Annotated in this window: 10 protein-coding genes; 7 read left to right on the forward strand and 3 right to left on the reverse strand. The window is 44.4% G+C overall.

The features are described from left to right. Positions 1-21 precede the first annotated feature (21 nt). On the reverse strand, positions 22-285 hold the full coding sequence (locus tag A8806_RS13910) for a hypothetical protein (RefSeq protein WP_109731812.1): 264 nt from the start codon (positions 283-285) through the stop codon (positions 22-24). Between the two features lie 23 nt (positions 286-308). After that, positions 309-1,271: a 4-hydroxy-tetrahydrodipicolinate synthase gene (gene dapA / locus A8806_RS13915; RefSeq protein ID WP_109731813.1), complete on the reverse strand. Its 963-nt coding sequence runs from the start codon at positions 1,269-1,271 to the stop codon at positions 309-311. Positions 1,272-1,517: 246 nt separating this feature from the next. On the opposite strand from dapA, the gene A8806_RS13920 reads away from it, so the two are divergent. The 7 genes from A8806_RS13920 to A8806_RS13950 all read left to right on the forward strand — a co-directional run bounded on the left by A8806_RS13920 (position 1,518) and on the right by A8806_RS13950 (position 14,414). Continuing rightward, positions 1,518-2,501 (forward strand): LacI family DNA-binding transcriptional regulator, encoded by a 984-nt coding sequence (locus A8806_RS13920; protein ID WP_109731814.1) that lies wholly within the window; start codon positions 1,518-1,520, stop codon positions 2,499-2,501. Between the two features lie 300 nt (positions 2,502-2,801). Next, the gene (locus tag A8806_RS13925) at positions 2,802-4,031 is read left to right on the forward strand and encodes an ABC transporter substrate-binding protein (RefSeq protein WP_109731815.1); all 1,230 of its coding nucleotides are present in this window, start codon (positions 2,802-2,804) and stop codon (positions 4,029-4,031) included. A 115-nt stretch (positions 4,032-4,146) separates the two neighbouring features. Continuing rightward, positions 4,147-5,031, forward strand: a complete 885-nt coding sequence (locus A8806_RS13930; protein ID WP_109731816.1) for a carbohydrate ABC transporter permease — start codon at positions 4,147-4,149, stop codon at positions 5,029-5,031. A gap of 23 nt (positions 5,032-5,054) precedes the next feature. Next, complete coding sequence (locus A8806_RS13935) at positions 5,055-5,885, forward strand: carbohydrate ABC transporter permease (RefSeq protein ID WP_109731817.1); 831 nt, start codon at positions 5,055-5,057, stop codon at positions 5,883-5,885. 18 nt (positions 5,886-5,903) lie between these two features. Beyond that, positions 5,904-7,388, forward strand: a complete 1,485-nt coding sequence (locus A8806_RS13940; RefSeq protein ID WP_109731818.1) for a glycoside hydrolase family 32 protein — start codon at positions 5,904-5,906, stop codon at positions 7,386-7,388. Between the two features lie 35 nt (positions 7,389-7,423). Then, positions 7,424-8,779 carry a NosD domain-containing protein gene (locus A8806_RS13945; RefSeq protein ID WP_109731819.1) on the forward strand — a complete coding sequence of 452 codons (1,356 nt, stop codon included), beginning with the start codon at positions 7,424-7,426 and terminating at the stop codon, positions 8,777-8,779. Between the two features lie 334 nt (positions 8,780-9,113). Next, complete coding sequence (locus tag A8806_RS13950) at positions 9,114-14,414, forward strand: MBG domain-containing protein (protein WP_109731820.1); 5,301 nt, start codon at positions 9,114-9,116, stop codon at positions 14,412-14,414. Positions 14,415-14,479: 65 nt separating this feature from the next. Here the strand turns inward: A8806_RS13950 and A8806_RS13955 are convergent, their stop codons facing one another. Then, complete coding sequence (locus tag A8806_RS13955; RefSeq protein WP_109731821.1) at positions 14,480-15,214, reverse strand: LytR/AlgR family response regulator transcription factor; 735 nt, start codon at positions 15,212-15,214, stop codon at positions 14,480-14,482. Positions 15,215-15,233 lie beyond the last annotated feature (19 nt).

Genomic DNA, 15,233 nt, shown 5'->3' on the forward strand with positions numbered 1-15,233 from the left:
ATTTGAATGAAAGTATATTTTTTATGCCGCCGTGTGGTGTTTCAGGTGACAGGTTTTATTTATAAGCGAACAGTATATCATCCAGTATGTGGGTTCGGATGCATCGTTGATTTCAAGCAGACTGATCTTATAATCATATCCGTCAATGGTAATTCTACTGTAGTCAGGAACCGGACAGACTCTGTATGTTAAACAATGTTCACGGCAGAAATGTTTGATTAAATCCAGAACCGCTTTACGGTTTTCCGGCAGTTGTTTGCTGAATAGAATATATGCAGTTTTCATAAGGCACCTCCTGTTTCTACTGCTTATTGATTATGTTTTAAGATGTAACCCGAATTTTCTGGAGTATGTATAGTAACGGAATTCATACGTTTCCCGGAGCTCAGCAGGCCATATTTCTGCAGTGTGGAATATAGTTTCTCAGCCATCGCCGGGTACATATCACAAAGGGGGAGCCTGCAGGGGCCGGCCTGATAGCCTAATGCGCGCATAGCCTGTTTGACAGGGATTGGATTGATATCTAAAAACAAAGCTTCAATCAGTTCCAGATATTTCAGCTGCAGGCTGTCACTTTGACTGGTATTACCTTCAAAGTATGAGGCGCAGATGGTGTGCACCTCTGACGGAACAATGTTGGAGAGGACGGAAATCACACCTTTTGCTCCAAGGGCCAGTGCAGAGGTTATCTGGTCATCGTTTCCGGAATAAATAGCGAGGTCATCCTTGCACAACGCCGCGATCTTTGCAATTTGGGAAAAATTGCCGCTTGCTTCTTTCACTGCCGCGATATTCTCAATTTCACTGAGCCGTTTGAAAGTCGTCGGATAAATATTTACGCCGGTGCGGGACGGAACGTTATAGAGAATGATAGGAAGCTCTACTGCTTCTGCACATGCCGAGAAGTGAAGAAATAATCCCTGCTGGGAAGCCTTGTTATAATATGGTGTAACATGGAGTAGTGCATCTGCACCAGCTTTTTCACATTCCTTTGACAGATAGACTGCATGGGCAGTGTTGTTGCTGCCGGCTCCTGCGATCACGGGGATCCGTCCTTTTACATGCCTGACTGCATGTTGTACGAGCTCTATGTGTTCGCCATCGGTCAGTGTAGAACCCTCTCCGGTTGTTCCGGCAATGATGACGGCATCTGCATTTTCACGGATCTGCATGTCTAACAGATCATCAAAAGCAGAAAAATTGATTGAAAAGTCGTTATTCATAGGGGTAATAAGGGCAGTACCCACACCTTTAAATATTAATTTTTTCATGATATATTCTCCTTATATAGATTTATTTGAATTAGGATTATCATATAAGCTTCCCTGTAAAAAAGGGATAATGTTTTTGCTGATGATATTAATATTGTATAAGGATTTCAAACTAATAGTGACTTACCTGATGTACTGTTTTCCATAATCTTTTTACAATCTTAAAAGTGGCGTACGTTTTCTGATTGACTTTTACCTAAAAGCAACTAAAATGTAAGTAAGAGAGAAAAGAAGCAGGTGAGATATATGGCGAGTATGAGAGATGTTGCAAAGAGGGCGAATGTGGGACTTGGTACGGTGTCAAGAATGCTCAATGACAGTGGGTATGTGTCAGAGGAGACCCGGAGCAGAATCGAAGCAGCAATGAAAGAATTGGATTATACGCCGAACGAACTTGCCAGGAACCTGTACCATAAAAGGACAGGGATCATCGCAGTTCTCGTGCCAAATGTCTCCAATACGTTCTTTGCAGGATTTGTTGACCACGTGGAATATGAACTTTATAAAGCCGGTTATAAGATGATGCTCTGTACGACGGAGAAGGAATTCAATGCCGAGATGGAATATCTGGATATGCTGAACCGCCATATCGTTGACGGCGTCATTACGGGGGCACATTCCCTTGCAGTGGAAGAGTACCGGAAAATCCATAAACCGATTGTTGCACTGGACAGATATTTAGGTGAAGATATTCCTGTTATTGCAGTGAATCACAAGGAAGGCGGAAGGCTGGCGGCCGAGACGCTGATCAGGAACGGCTGTAAGCATGTACTTCACTTCTGCGGAAAAGTAACAGTGGAATCTCCATATCATGAGCGGCATTTTGAGTTTACACGTATTATGAAGGAAAATAACATACAGACTTATAATTATGAGCTGGGCAGGAACCGTCTGGATTCAGAGTATTATAAGAAAGTCGTGGAAGACGTATTCGCTAAAGGAATTGAGTTCGACGGCGTTTTTGGCGTGGACAGGCCTGTCATTGAATGCATGAATGAAGTAATTAGAAGACATAAGAGAGTTCCGGAAGACGTGAAGTTTGTGGCATATGACGGCACGTTTATTACGGAGATGGTAGAGCCTGCACTGACAGCGATAGTCCAGCCTATTGAAGACCTTGCAAAGGAGTCTGTGAAACTTGTGTGCAGTCTTGTAAATGGAAAAGTCTATAAAAACAAGCAGGTGAGTCTTAAGGTCGAATTGCGTAAAGGAAAGACAACGATAATATAAATGTAAAAAATGCACAAAACTGACAGTCTATTTTTGGATATTAGTTCTTAAAATTTCGTAAAGTAAAAAATAGTATTGACTTATGAAAAGTTTGGCATATAATAGATTTATAGAAAGCAGTTGTCTTATTTTTTTTCATAAACATGGAACGGGTTCCATAGTCAGAAAACGAAAGAAGACAATATTTTTTACATAATATGGAACGGGTTCCACATTATGGGTGTAAGAAGAATATGATGAACCATATAAATGGTCATTATATAGAAATTGACTCATGTGTAAAGTAAAAGGAGGAAAAAGATGAAGAAGAAAGTTCTCAGTATCATGCTTGTGGCAGTAATGGCAGGAACAATGGCTGCAGGATGTGGATCAGGCGGAGACAAAAAGGAGTCTAAGGGGGATGCGAACAGTATTACGGTCCTTGTAGAAAGTGGTTCACCCGCGGAGGCGCTGGCGAATGAGACGGCGGCATCCTTTGAAGAGGAGACCGGATGTAAAGTGGTTGTGGATGCGGTTGCCTATACAGGCATGTATGACAAGCTTTCCACAGAGATTAAGGCAAAACAGGCAGCACATGATGTAGCATGCATGGATTTTGTATGGCTGGCGGCATTTTCAGAGGCAATTGAAGAAGTTACGGATGCGGATACAAGTGATTTCCTTCCGACACTGCAGGAGAGCGGAACGATTGACGGGAAACTGCTTGGATATCCGATGTGGGTGAACGCCAAAGTGCTGATTTACAGAAAAGACCTGATTCCGGAAGAAAAGGTTCCTAAGACATGGGAAGAATACCAGACACTTGCAAAAGAACTGAAGACGGATGATATGTTTGGAACAACAGTTTTCGGCAGCGGTTCTGATGCAGTATGTTCATTTCTTGATTTTGCATGTCAGGCAGGGGCGGAAGGGCTTGTGTTTGATAAAGATGGCAATGTAAACATTACAGATCAGGCTTATGTGGATGCACTGAACTTCATGGTTGAGAATGCAAATGCCGATTACACACCTGCAGATTCACTGTCAACAGCAGCAACGGAATCTCAGGAACTCTTCACGAACGAGAAGGTAGCCATGCAGTTGAACTGGAGCCACCAGTATCCGGCTGCAGTAGAAGCTCTCGGGGCAGATAAAGTAGGCTGTGCGCCGATGATCGGCGGAAGTGCAGGAGTCGGGGCAACGACAGGCCCTTGGTACGAATGCGTAATGAAGAACTCTGAAAACAAAGAGATGGCTAAAAAATATGTGGAATTTATGTATGATCACAATGCAGATTATATGAATCTTACTTTAAAGATCGCCGGAAGAACATCTGTATATGAGGAAGCCGGAAAAACAGCAGGTAATGAGCATACAACCGCAGTTCTTGAGACACTGGAAGCAGGACAGTCACAGGCAAGGCCTATGGTAACGACATGGTCCCAGATTGAAGAAGTTCTGACAGGTGTTGTAGAGTCCAGCCTTGGCGGTGCTGATGTGAAAGAAACACTGGAGTCGGCTAAGACAGAGATTGAAGCAATCGGCAGATAGTAAGGAAGACAGTGAAAAGAGCACGTTCAAACAGGTGAAATGTTCAGCAGAGGGTGTTACATGGCGTTAGGGATAACGCCCGCAGCGCCCTCTGTTTAAAAAGGCGGTAGTGAAAATGAGATTGATTTCAAGAAAAACCTTATTATTATTCTTTCTGCCGGGTGCGGTATTTATGGGTGCGTTTCTGATATACCCGATTATTACAATGGTAATCGACAGTTTCTTTAAGATTGGGATTACAGGTGATAAGACCTTTATCGGTCTGGAGAATTACATCCATGCATTTACAGCCGGTGGTTTTTTAAAACAGTTAAAAAATACATTACTTTATATCGTAATTGCCGTAGGAATTGAGACGGTTATGGGTTTGTTGTTCGCATTATTTTTTGAATTAGATTATAAAGGAAGCAAGATTATACGTTCGTTTATGATGGCTCCTCTTATGATAGCACCATTAGTTGCAGGTCTTACATGGAAACTGATGATGAGTTCCAGTTTTGGAATTGTGAATGAACTCCTGACAAGGGTTGGAATTTTATCCAGTAGCACGGATATTCTCTGGCTCGCAGACGAAAGATGGTCGCTGATTGCGTGCTGTATTGCGGATATCTGGCTCACCACACCATTTATGATGCTGATGATACTGGCCGGGCTTCAGGGACTGGATTCCAGTATGCTGGAGGCTGCAAAGATAGACGGGGCAAATATGGTCCAGCAGGTGTTTGCCATTAAGCTTCCGGTTATCAAACCGGTTTTGCTGACGGCATTGTCTGTGAGAATTATTGACGCCGCCAGAACCTTTGACATTATATGGGCGATGACCGAGGGCGGTCCTAACAGTTCTTCGGAAACGATCAGTATTATTATCTATAAGACACTGACACGATATAACGATATTGGCTATGCAAGTGCAATGGCAGTCGTATTCATTGCCGTACTGGTAATATTTACACTCGTATTCATGCAGAGCCTTTGGAATCCGAAGAAAAAGAGCAGCTAGTGGTCTGATAGGAGGCGAAAAAAGTGAAGAAAAAAGGCGAAATCGGAAAAAAGCTGGGGATTACTCTGTCTGTGATTCTCACCGTGTTCTGGCTTTTCCCGTACATATATGTAATTTGCTGCTCCTTTAAACCGGGAGCAGAAGTCATCGCAGTTCCACCCAGATTTTTCCCGAAAGTTTTTTCAATAGAAAGTTTTTCGGAACTGCTCAATCGAATGGACGCACTGAAGTTTTTATTCAACAGTCTGAGTGTCTCCCTGATTAGCACGGTCATTGCGCTGATTCTGGGTTCCCTTGCGGCGTATGCGATCCAGCGTTCAGGTGCAAAACTGTCTATCATTCTGGTGGTTTTGGTTTTATGCCTTAAAATGATCCCTACATCCAGTATCGTAGTGCCGATTTATGAACTGATCTGCAATCTGGGATTATACGATACAAAAATTGCACTGATTATCGTGTACGCGGCGATCAACATGCCGTTTGTTATGTGGACGATGCTCAGTTTTTATGAGGGAATCCCGACAACGCTGGATGAGGCGGCTTTTGTAGACGGGGCGAGCAGTCTGCAGACATTCAGGAAGGTTATTCTGCCGATCTGCAAGCCGGGACTGGCAACGGCGTTTATATTTACACTGTTCCTTGCATGGAACGATTTCCTTGTAGCTCTGCTGCTGACCAGTACGAACGCAAAGACGTTTACAGTCGGACTGGCCGGATTTTTGTCAGCATACAACCTGGATCTGGGGCCAATGTGTGCAGGAGCGTTTTTATTTAGTTTCCCGGTAATGATTATTTCTCTTGCGGCTCAGAAGTATATTGTACAGGGCATGACTGCCGGGGCCGTTAAGGGGTAGAAACAATGGAGGAGTCTTATGTCCAGAGAATTGATGCAACAGAATATAGAAAAGGCTCAGCGTGAGATAGACACTAAGAAAGAGATGATAAAAAACGGAAAAATGCGTCAGCATTATCATTTTATGGCGCAGACAGGATGGATGAATGATCCGAACGGGCTGATTTATTATAAGGGGAAATACCACTTCTTTTACCAGTATAATCCATATAATGGATTCTGGGACAGTATGCACTGGGGACATGCGGTTAGTGATGACATGCTGCACTGGGAGTACCTGCCCCTTGCACTGGCTCCGAGTGAACCGTATGACAATCATCTGCGGGGCGGCTGCTTTTCAGGCAGTGCGATCGAGCATGACGGCAGGCTGTTCCTGATGTTTACAGGAACTACCAATGAAGGGGACGGGTTCGAGCAGACACAGTGCATCGCATACAGTGAAGACGGAATCCATTTCGAGAAATATGAGGGAAACCCGGTACTGACTGCCCCGGACGGCATTCCGACAGACCGTTTCCGGGACCCGAAGGTGTGGAAACACGGGAATATGTACTATATGGTATGCGGCGCAAGCCGGGATAATAATGCATTGGCGCTGCTCTACCGGTCGGAGGATATGTTCCACTGGGACTTTTTCAATGTGCTGGCCGAGAGCCGCGGTGAATGGGGATTTATGTGGGAATGCCCGGACTTTTATAGATTAGGTGATAAATATGTCCTCACATTTTCACCGATGGGTTCAGGAGAGCATACCGCGGTGTATCTGGTCGGTGACTTCGACTATGAGACCGGGAAGTTCGACTACCATGTCAATGGCGAGATTGACTGGGGCTTTGATTTTTACGCGCCGCAGTCCTTCCTGGCACCGGATGGAAGGCGGATTATGGTCGGCTGGTCCAATGAATGGGAGTGGATGCCGCTGTGGAAGGACTGGGGCCCGACGTATAAGGAAGGCTGGTGCGGTTTTTTCAATCTTCCGCGGGAAGTGCGCGTGATGGAAGATGGGACACTGCAGTTCGTGCCGGTTGCGGAGATGGAAATGTTAAGGGAGAACCCTGAATATCAGGACAGTTTTGTAGTTACAGAGGAAGAAAAAGAGCTGAAAGCCGGGGAAGGGGTTTCTTTTGAACTGAAGATGAAGATAGATCTTGAGAAAACGGATGCCGATAAGGTAGAATTAATCATACGGTGCGGTGAGGGAAAGAAGACTGTATGCCGGTTTGACTTTAAAAACTCAGAATTAAGCGTGGACCGGAATGAGGCAGACGGATGGAGCCGGGGCGTATCGAGAAGCACCATGTTCCTGAAAGGGAAGAGTGAACTGGATATCCATATTTTTTCAGACCAGAGCTCCCTTGAAATCTTTACAGACCGGTACCAGAACAATCATTCCAGCAATATATTCGCGGGGGATCGGCAGAATCAACTGAAAATCCGCGCATATGGGGGCAGTGCCGTGATCAGCGGCTATGAATCCTACGGGATGAAGGAGTGCTTCAGATAGACAGTGGAACAGTGTGTAATCAGGAGGAATTGTGAATGGCCAGTATAAATTATTACGATGTAACAGAGTGGAATGTGGGAAATCCGTATGAGGATATCGGCGAAGTAATCAACAGCATTATTGCAGATATAAAAAGCAGGCAGACGGAAACAGATTTTCACGGAGGGGGAAAACCGGGGGCCGCAATCTATATCCCGGCCGGGGACTACCACCTCCGCACACAGGTTGTGATAGATATCAGCTATCTGAAGATTATGGGATCAGGACATGGCTTTATATCTTCCAATATCCGTTTCAATATTCCGGAGCATGAATGGGCGGGCCTGCACGAATTGTGGCCGGGAGGAAGCCGGATACTGGTTGACCTCTCCCCGGAAGCAGGCGGAAATGAATCGGCGGGAGCGGCGTTTTATGTGGAACGCGGCGGCGACCCGCGTATCAGTTCTGTGGAATTTGAGAACTTTTGTATTGACGGTCTGCATTTTGTGGACGATGGTCTTGGAAAAGCAGACCCGGAAAATACATACGCGAACGGGAAGACAGGGATTTATATTGCCAGTGCCCAGGATTCTTTCAGGATTACAGGGATGGGATTTGTGTATTTAGAGCATGGAATTACGATATACCATGCAGATGCACTATCTATACATGATAATTTCATAGCGGAATGCGGCAGCTGCATAGAACTGCGGGGAGCAGGACAGGCATCGAAGATAACCGATAACCTGATGGGGGCCGGGTATAAAGGCTATTCCATCTATGCCCAGAATTTTGGCGGCCTTCTGGTGACGGCGAATAATATTTTCCCACGTGGGACAAGCAGCGTTCATTTTGATGGTGTTGCCCGTTCGTCTGTCACAGGCAACAGGTTCCACTCGTTCTATCCGGGAATGCTTGTATTCGAGGAGAATTGCACGGAAAATCTGGTCTCATCCAACCATTTCCTGCGTGACCATGAGCCCTGGGCCCCGATGCAGGCGCTGGACAATGGGATCGATGACCTGTATGGCCTTTTGTATATCAGCGGTGACCATAATTCAATCATCGGCAATCATATATCAGAGACCATTGGTAAGCAGTATATTAAGCCGTCAGGGGCAAAGCCTGTCATCATCCGCGTTGCTGCGGGGAGGGGAAATTACATTTCGAACAACCATATTGTCGCAACAACAGAAGCCGCAAAGACTCAGTCTGCGGGGGATGGTTCCTGCTTCTCTGCGCAGGTGGGGGCACTGCTGACTACGGAGGAATTAGCGGCGCTTGATGTGACGGCAGTATTGATAGAGAAGGAATCCGTACAGAATACAGTCCTGGATTCGGGGAGCGAGGCGCAGGTCGTTCTGGATCAGAAGGTAAATGCGTTCAGGGGGACGCCAGTGCCGTTACAGTGAACCTTTGGAGGAAGTGAACAGTATTTATAAAATTTTAAAACCCGATAGTCCTTGTAAAAAAGTTGTTAAAAACAGGGATTATCGGGTTTTTAGGTGAGAAGTTATCTGTGTTGATTACCGTCCCGTATTTTTCAAAGGAAACGATAATAGTTTGCATAACATGATACATTCTGTGCAGAAATAGCTACATTCTATGCGATTGATGGGCTGTTTCTGCTTTTTTATTTTAATATGAGAGTGTATGATATCGCTTATTCGTCCAACTGATATCGCAGAGTAAAAGGATGATTGTGCCAAAGGCACACGTAACGGAAAGAGAGGGACAAAATAACACATGAATAACAAAAAGAAACAGACAGCGGCAGTCGCAATGGCAGCCGTGTTAAGCGTTTCCACTGTGGTAAACCCTATTACTGTCAGGGCACAGGAAAATGAACCACCTGTAACGCAGGGCATTGCACAGGATAACGTAAACGGGAAGAAGGAAACAGGGAAAGAAACTGCCCCGGCCATCGCACTGCCGGAGAACCTGCAGGCAACGGAAGGTACGCCGCTAAAGGAAATCGCACTGCCCGAGAATTGGACATGGGCAGATGAAAGCACAATCCTGTCGGCAGATGTGACGGAATATCCGGCATATGTAACAGTTGATGATGAAACCTATGATTATGCGGCGGTAGAGGGGTATCACGCAGAGGGACATTATGTGGAAGTCCGGCTTTCTGTCGCGGTGGAACTGCCGGAAGAAGAAAGAGCAGAATTACAGGCAGAAATATCAGTAGAACCACCAACAGAACCACCAATAATGGAAAGTCCATTATTGAAGAGAGCGGCCTATGTACCATATAATATAGTTGATGTGGAAATCAATGCAGAAAATTTCCCGGATGCAGCATTTAGAAAATATTTAAAAGAGGATACAACAATCAATCCCAATGGTGACGATATATTATCAGCAGCAGAGATAGCAGCCGTAACGACTATTAATGTTTATAATAATGCAGACATTACCGACTTGGTTGGTATTGCAAACTTTTCCAGTTTGAAATCCTTGTATTGTGAGAACTCTGGCATTGCAAGTCTGGATGTCAGCGGCAATGCCAATTTAACAACCTTATATTGCGGCAACAATGCAAAACTGAAAACTCTAAATGTAGATGGAGCTTCTGCTTTACAAGAATTGAGCTGCTACAGTACAGGTATTGCCAGTCTTGACGTTAGCAACAATACAAATTTAAAAACCTTGAAGTGTTACAGTAATACAAATCTGGAAACCTTAAATGTAAATGGAGCTTCTGCTTTAAAAAGCTTGAGTTGCTACAGTACAGGTATTGCCAGTCTTGATGTTAGCAACAATACTAATTTAGAAACCTTGGAGTGCTTCAGTAATACAAATCTGGAAACCTTAAATGTAAATGGAGCTTCTGCTTTAAAAAGCTTGAATTGCTACAGTGCAGGTATTTCCAGTCTTGATGTTAGTAACAATACTAATTTAAATAAATTGCTTTGCAACCAGACTAGCATTGCCAGTCTTGATGTCAGCAGCAATGCAAAATTAGAAACCTTGTGGTGCTTCAGAAATAGAAAATTGAAAACTCTAAATGTAAAAGGAGCTTCTGCTTTAAAAAGTGTCCAATGCCAAATCACTAACATTGCCAGTCTGGATGTAAGTAACAATACCACTTTAACGGCCTTGGATTGCAGCGATACTCCTCTTGCCTACTTGAGCCTAGGGATAAATGCGGGATTAACAGTCTTAGATATGCCAACGGACACAATAGTGTCTTTCGAAGTCACAGAGGACACATTCATCATTGAAGATAAAATTGCCGGTATTGATAAAAATAAGGTTTCGATCACAAGTGGTGCAGATTATGATTCAACAACTGGTGTTGTCAGTAACTATGTGGCGGGAACACCAATTGTCTATGTATATGACTGTGGTACAGCGAATGGTGTTAATAAGACTTTGACGGTAAAAATAAACCTTACTGGGTTAAAAGAAGAAAGCAGCATTACTGTTACGGAAACGTTGGATAAGACCTATGATAAGAAGCCTGTCAGCAGTGCACCCACTGTAAGCAAGACGGGAAGTACAGGTGCCATTACCTATACATGGGAGAAGAAAAAGAACGATGGCAATTGGGAAAGCATTGCAGCAGCACCAACGGATGCCGGAACATATCGGGTAACAGCAACCGTAGCGGCCGATGATAGCTGTAAAGAAGCGAGCTCCACACCAGTAGAATTTATCATTTCCAAAGCTGACATCACAATCTCTATTACTGACGCTTTGGATAAGAACTATGATGGAATTGCTGTCAACAGCACACCGACCGTGAGCAAGGCAGGAGGCACAGGCGCAGTAACCTACACATGGGAGAAGAAAAAGAATGCTACAGAATGGGAAAGCATTGTAACAGCACCAACGGATGCTGGAACGTACCGGGTAACAGCATCCGTAGCGGCTGATGATAATTACAATAAAGCAAGCTCAATAGCGAAAGAATTTATCATCGCCAAGGCTGATAGCTCTATCTCTATTTCTGCAAATTTAAATAAGAACTATGATGGAAAGGCTGTCAATAGTGCACCAACTGTTAGTAAAGTAGGAAGTACAGGCGCAGTAACCTACACATGGGAGAAGAAAAAGAACACTGAGGAATGGGAAGGTATTGTATCTGCACCAACGAATGCCGGAACATATCGTGTAACAGCAACCATAGCGGCCGATGATAATTACAATAAAGCAAGCTCAATAGCGAAAGAATTTATCATCGCCAAGGCTGATAGCTCTATCTCTATTTCTGCAAATTTAAATAAGAACTATGATGGAAAGGCTGTCAATAGTGCACCAACTGTTAGTAAAGTAGGAAGTACAGGCGCAGTAACCTACACATGGGAGAAGAAAAAGAATGCTACAGAATGGGAAAGCATTGTAACAGCACCAACAGATGCAGGAACATACCGAGTAACAGCAGCCTTAGCAGCTGATGGGAATTACAATAAAGCGAGTTCAATAGCGAAAGAATTCACCATTTCCGAGGCAGACAGCTCAATTTCTATTACTGCAAGTTTAGATAAGGACTATGACGGAAGTGCTGTGAATAATACGCCAACAGTTGAAAAGTCAGGAAGTACAGGTGCAGTAACCTACACTTGGGAGAAGAAGAACGCTGCCGATTGGGAAAATATCGCAACAGCACCAACGGATGCCGGAATGTACCGAGTAACTGCAACCGTAGCGGCTGATGGCAATTACAAGAAAGCAAGCTCAAAAGCAAAAGAATTTACTATTTCTAAGGCAGACAGCACTATATCCATTACAGAAAGTTTAGATAAGGATTATGATGGAAGCGCTGTGGACAATGCGCCAATAGTTGAAAAGACAGGTAGTGCAGGCGCTGTTTCTTATATTTGGGAGGAGAAAAAGAATGCTGCAGAATGGGAAGGCATCGCAGCAGCACCAACGGATGCCGGAATATACCGTGTAACAGCAACTGTAGCGGCAGATGATAATTACAAGAAAGCAAGCTCAAAAGCGAAAGAATTTATCATTTCCAAGGCAGACAGCGCCATCTCTATTACTGCAAATTTAGATAAGGACTATGATGGAAATGCTGTCAACAGCACACCAGCTGTTAGCAAAGTAGGAAGTACAGGCGCAATTACCTATTCTTGGGAGAAGAAAAAGAACGCTACCGATTGGGAAAGCATCGTAGCAGCACCAACGGATGCCGGAACATACCGTGTAACGGCAACTGTAGCAGCAGATGATAATTACAAGAAAGCAAGCTCAATAGCAAAAGAATTTACCATTTCCAAAGCCGACAGTACGATTTCTGTTATTGACATTTTAGATAAGGACTATGACGGAAGTGCTGTGGACAATAAGCCAGCAGTTGAAAAGACAGGTAGTACAGGTGCTGTTACCTATACGTGGGAGTGGAAAAAGAATGCTGTCGATTGGGAGAGCATTGCAAGTGCACCAACAAATGCCGGAATATACCGAGTAACAGCAGCCGTAGCGGCCGATGGTAATTACAACGAAGCAAGCTCAAAAGCGAAAGAATTTATCATTTCTAAGGCAGAAAACAGCTGGACAAGTGGGCTTGCAATTACAGGCTGGACATATGGACAGACTGCAAATACGCCGATTGCTGTGGCTGAATCTGGTTCCGCATCATATACTTATAGTGATAAAGAAGATGGCACATATACAAGAACAGTACCAACGGATGCCGGTACATGGTATGTAAAAGCCACTGTGGCAGAAACAGATAATTTCAAGGGTATGGAAAGCAGTGCTGTAGGATTTGTGATTGCAAAAGCGGCCGCACCGGCCATCACTCTGCCAGACAATCTAAGCGGCGAATATAAAGAGGACTTAGCAAATGTTGTACTGCCGGATGGCTGGACATGGACAGATGGGACACAGAAGCTGACTGTTTCTGGCACGGGTTATCCTGCCCGTTTCACAGTCGATGATAAGAATTATGATTATACGGGAGTTGCAGGCTATGACAATAACGGTCACTATGTAGAATGTATGCTGCCGGTCACTGTATCAACAGCATCAAATAGCTGGATGACAGAACCGTCCATCGTTGGCTGGACATATAATGAAACAGCCAGCTTACCAACTGGTGATGCAGTGTATGGGGATGTTGTCTTTACCTACAGTGATTCCAGAACCGGAATATATTCGGCAGAGATACCCGAAACAGTGGGAACATGGTATATGAAAGCAAGTGTAGTAGCAACAACCGAGTATACCGGGCTTGATACTATTGTGGAATTTAACATTTTACAGGCAGAGCCTGACTACGCTGTTCCAACGGATTTACAGGCAGTCTATGGACAAAGCCTTAAGGATATTACACTTCCGGCAGGGTTTACATGGACGGATCAGAAATTAAACGTAGGCAATGCAGGAACAAATGAATTTGCACTGACCTATACGCCAGCTGACAGCAATTATAAGACAGTAACAGATATCAAAGTCACAGTAACTGTAGCAAAAGCAGTGAATGAACAATCAGTACCGTTATCACTGGCTGGCTGGACATATGGCGGCACACCTTCTGCTGCCAGTGCAGGATTCCGTTTCGGACAGCCACGCTTCCTGTACAGTGACAGATTGGATGGGACATACACAGATACCGTTCCAACTGCTGCCGGAACATGGTATGTGAAAGCGGTTGTGGACGGCACGGATAATTACGAGAGTGCAGAAAGTGAAGCTGTTTCATTTGTAATAGAACCGAAGAGTGTTCAAAAAAATAGCCAGATAAAAGTACCGGAAATTACTGCGGATACGAAGCTGGATGATTTGTTAATCAAAGATGGCGACAAGGTTCTGGTACAGGGGACGGATTATGACGTAACAAAGATACAGGATGGAAACAAAGTGACTGTTACCATCACATTTAAAGGCAATTATACCGGAACGATAGTAAAGACTTATACGGTCAATGATAAAAACAAACCATCCGGCAAAAAGGATGATCCAAACCGTAGTGTACAGACTGGGGATACAACTTCAGCCGGACTGTGGGCAATGCTTATGACAGCTGCAGCCGGAACAGCTGCCCTATTAAAAGGTAAAAAGCGTAAAGAAGAAACAGAGGAATAAAAGATCAAGGGCTGTCTGAAAAGGCAGCCCTTTTAAATGGAACACAGAGGATGAGGCGGAGGACGCTAGGTACGCCTGCTTTTTTGAAGGATATAATTCATGAACGTATTTTTCAAATCCATATAGCTGTTCCGGGAGACAGGGATTCTCTGGCCGTCGCTCATTAGGATCTCTGAAGCCGTTAAGCCGCTTACATAATTGAAATTTACAATGAAGGCACGGTGGGGCATATAAAAACAGGGATAAGCCCTAAGTTGTTCAAAAAGTGATGAAATGGTACCGGGAACGGTCAGCGTTGTTCCCCCAGCCATTGTACACCGGTAGTTGTGCCGGATACTTTCCACTGACATTAATTCGTAGACTGGTACATTATGCAGGCCGCCCTTCGTTTTCAGCATCAGGGAAGGATTTTCTTCCGGTTTGAGTCTTTGGATACAGGAAGAGAGCACGCGGTCGAACTCGCTGTGTTGTACCGGTTTCATCAGATATCCGGCAGCCTCTACGCCAAAAGCCTCCACAGCGTATTCGCGGGAGGTGGTTAAAAATAGAAGCTCCGCTTTTTCCATTCGTTCACGAATACGTTTTGCCAGTTCTATTCCGGATATGCCGGGCATGAGAATATCTAACAGATATAGATCAAAGCCCCCTTGTTTTTCAATGCAGTCAAGTAAATCAAAAGCAGACCGGAAGGACTGCGCCACAAGGGGCAGCTCTGGATGGCTGTTCTTAAATTGCCGGAGCAGTCCTTCTATTTTATATACTTCTGCTTCATTGTCATCGCAGATACAAATTTTCAGCAAACCGTTTACCTCGCTTTCT

Source organism: Faecalicatena orotica (genome assembly GCF_003149245.1).
GTDB classification, from domain to species: domain Bacteria; phylum Bacillota; class Clostridia; order Lachnospirales; family Lachnospiraceae; genus Faecalicatena_A; species Faecalicatena_A orotica.

Excerpts from the sequence above, each read along its gene's own strand:
- A8806_RS13910 (WP_109731812.1), bottom strand. The coding sequence starts at position 285 with ATGAAAACTGCATATATTCTATTCAGCAAACAACTGCCGGAAAACCGT.
- dapA (WP_109731813.1), bottom strand. The coding sequence starts at position 1,271 with ATGAAAAAATTAATATTTAAAGGTGTGGGTACTGCCCTTATTACCCCT.
- A8806_RS13920 (WP_109731814.1), top strand. The coding sequence starts at position 1,518 with ATGGCGAGTATGAGAGATGTTGCAAAGAGGGCGAATGTGGGACTTGGT.
- A8806_RS13925 (WP_109731815.1), top strand. The coding sequence starts at position 2,802 with ATGAAGAAGAAAGTTCTCAGTATCATGCTTGTGGCAGTAATGGCAGGA.
- A8806_RS13930 (WP_109731816.1), top strand. The coding sequence starts at position 4,147 with ATGAGATTGATTTCAAGAAAAACCTTATTATTATTCTTTCTGCCGGGT.
- A8806_RS13940 (WP_109731818.1), top strand. The coding sequence starts at position 5,904 with ATGTCCAGAGAATTGATGCAACAGAATATAGAAAAGGCTCAGCGTGAG.
- A8806_RS13945 (WP_109731819.1), top strand. The coding sequence starts at position 7,424 with ATGGCCAGTATAAATTATTACGATGTAACAGAGTGGAATGTGGGAAAT.
- A8806_RS13950 (WP_109731820.1), top strand. The coding sequence starts at position 9,114 with ATGAATAACAAAAAGAAACAGACAGCGGCAGTCGCAATGGCAGCCGTG.